This window comes from Motilimonas sp. E26, from assembly GCF_021278025.1.
Lineage (GTDB): Bacteria > Pseudomonadota > Gammaproteobacteria > Enterobacterales > CBDFNC01 > Motilimonas.
In genome coordinates this window covers 1-2,726 of the sequence record NZ_JAIBHJ010000061.1, presented here as the reverse complement: position 1 = coordinate 2,726, position 2,726 = coordinate 1, and the positions used below count along the sequence as shown (strand labels likewise).

Annotated in this window: 1 protein-coding gene and 2 pseudogenes; 1 reads left to right on the top strand and 2 read right to left on the bottom strand. The window is 43.6% G+C overall.

From position 1 onward, the window contains the following. Nucleotides 1-80: 80 nt before the first annotated feature. Both K1M91_RS21050 and K1M91_RS21045 read right to left on the bottom strand, forming a co-directional pair. A pseudogene (locus tag K1M91_RS21050) lies at nucleotides 81-1,021 on the bottom strand (IS66 family transposase); the annotation flags it as partial. 151 nt (nucleotides 1,022-1,172) lie between these two features. Continuing rightward, a complete protein-coding gene (locus K1M91_RS21045) occupies nucleotides 1,173-1,592 on the bottom strand; it encodes a hypothetical protein (RefSeq protein WP_232804219.1) in 420 nt (139 codons plus the stop codon). Nucleotides 1,593-1,887: 295 nt separating this feature from the next. Here K1M91_RS21045 and K1M91_RS21040 point away from each other — a divergent pair. Continuing rightward, nucleotides 1,888-2,583: pseudogene (locus K1M91_RS21040) on the top strand (IS4 family transposase). The last annotated feature ends 143 nt before the right edge of the window (nucleotides 2,584-2,726 follow it).

Below are 2,726 nucleotides of genomic sequence, written 5' to 3'. Positions count from 1 at the left end.
AAGCACTGCTACCGTGGAATATCCGCAAGAACAAATGATCGCCTAACAATCAAGCCTGCGGAGAATTGAGCGCTTACGGAATAGTCAGCCATTTGTTGTAAATTACACTTCACATGAGCAAGACAGAACTGATGCTGGGTCGGATCTATCCAGTTGTAACTGGCGCATTGATCGGTGATGATAATGGCGCTGACCTGCTCTCCGAGCAAGTGTTTCGCATTGTCTTGGCTGCGTGAGTAGCGGATAGTTTGAAACACGGCGTCAGCACTCGCCATTAACCATACCCAGCGTGTTGATTGGTCATTATTACGCGCATGTGTGGTTTCATCGGCATGAATGAGCGGCGCTTTTTGGATGTGCGATTTCAATGCTTGATGTACAGGTGTTAGCATTGAGCTAACACGCCCTTGCACTTCTGAAAGTGCGCCAATTGAAAATGTCGTACCATATTGGTCTAACAGAAGTTGCCTGATTTTACTCAGGCTTAAATGATGCTGGCCAGCCAGCACGGCGATGTGACTCATTAGCCTTGGGCCTATTTGCCCTGTTGGCGCATCGCTAGGCAATTGGCCCTGAGTAACGGTGCTACAGCAATCACAGCGGCCATGAAACAATTGATATTCAGTGATATCCAGCGCTTGTTTTGGCAACTCAAACATTTGGTGGCGACGTGAAGGTGTTGCGTTGACGACAACATCGCCACCACATTCACTGCATTGCGAATGAGGAAGGCAAGGCACGGTAACATCGGAAGTGGTTAGCTCACTTAATGGTCGTCGATGCCCCGTGTGTCCAGGTTAAGCGCCTGTCGCATTTCGGCTACGAGGCTTTTGAGCTTTTTTCGCTCGGCTTTAACCTCAGGTGTATCATTTGAAGGTGAGCGCGAGGAATTGAGTGAACTGGTTGCCAGTTTGTCTTCGTACTCGCGCAACTTATCCCACAACTCTTTGATGAGTGCGTTAGCATCATTAATGTCCTCAACGTGAGGCGCATCTTGGGTGAACATCGATTTCTTTTTCATGGCGCTGATGTTGGCAGGCTGGGAGGATCCTTTAAGCACGATTTTTAGATCAGTCGATTTGGATCACATATAAATTTCAAGAGGGGGCTGGTGAAAGGTTACCCGTTCTAGAACAATGCAAGCCAATATTCAAAGCTATTACCATAGCCTACTATCTAATAACATGTGAAACATTGCTCTTAAAGTGCATCTTAGCTTTAGTCAGTGCTTTCACAACTCGAAGACGATAATTTTTCTTCCGTAAATAGGCAGGCAGCCTCTCAAAGGGAGATTGACCATCACCCACAGATGCCGCGGCACCTCTAGAGAAAGGAGAAATCCCACCAAATCTGGTACTTGGTAAAGATTTCCTACTAAAGAAATCGATGTAAAGTTCAAGCATTTCAATCGAAAAAAAAGCAAATTGAAACCCACAAACCTCAACATAATAAATCCAATCGTCATGAATTCTTCTGTCTACATAAGGGGCCCATTGTTCGTCGGAATAACCAATTACCGGAACATATTCATAACCATGAATCCCGCAATCCATTGCTTTTTTAATTGTATATTTCTCTTTCCAGTATTTCATTTTTACCTGCCGCAACATTTTTATGAAGAATAACAACCTCTTTGATAAACACCCCGTAGAAAAAAGGAAATATAGCTGACATAACCAGAACATAACTAACCTTGAATCGAAAGGGCATTTCGGTTTTTTTGGATTCGTCAAAAACTGTATATCCATTGATAAAGTAGCTTATTAGTACATACAACGTGCTGAGGAATCCCCTAATTATATTGATAAAAATCATCAACTTAGGGTGGATGCACACCTTGTCATATGATCAAATGGTTTCGCCAAAAATCAACTATCAGACAACAAGATGTGCGAACTCGATATTTTACACGACTCTCTTTACCAATTCTGCCCTGAATTACACCTAAAACGACTTAACAGCTTAACGCTGGCTTGCCATGCATTACTGGCGTGTAAAACGCTCACCCTTACCGAGCTTGGTCGTAACCTGCCAACGAAAGCCAGAACAAAACATAACATCAAACGAATAGACCGACTGTTAGGTAATCACCATCTGCATAAAGAGCGACTTGCGGTATAACGTTGGCACGCAAGCTTCATTTGTTCAGGCAATTCAATGCCTATTGTGCTTGTTGATTGGTCTGATATTCGTGAGCAAAAACGGCTCATGGTATTGCGAGCCTCAGTTGCATTACAAGGCCGCTCTATTACGCTTTATGAGAAGGCGTTTCCGCTTTCAGAGCAATGTTCAAAGATGGCTCATGACCAATTTCTAGCCGACCTTGCAAGCATTCTACCGAGTAACACGACACCCCTCATTGTCAGCGATGCAGGCTTTAAGGTGCCATGGTACAAATCCATTGAAAAGCGGGGTTGGTACTGGTTAAGCCGAGTAAGAGGGAAAGTACAATATGTAGACCTAGGTACTGAAAACTGGAACCCTGTCAGCAGGTTACATAGTACAAAAGCTGGGACACCCACCAAAATAAATAGGCAATTTTATACCAAGCCACCACAACAATTGCCAAATCTTATTTACTGATTAGCGACTAGATCATCTGCTGATGTTTCGTTAATGACTAAAAAAGAATAGAGATGCTAAATGCTGAGCGGATTGATAAAAATCAAGCATGACTGCACCAGCTGATAGAAGCTGGGTAAATAGTGTGGTTATTATGAGGCGAG

What these genes read in the sequence shown, in the direction of transcription:
- K1M91_RS21045 (WP_232804219.1), bottom strand. Translation starts at nt 1,592, where the DNA reads ATGAAATACTGGAAAGAGAAATATACAATTAAAAAAGCAATGGATTGC.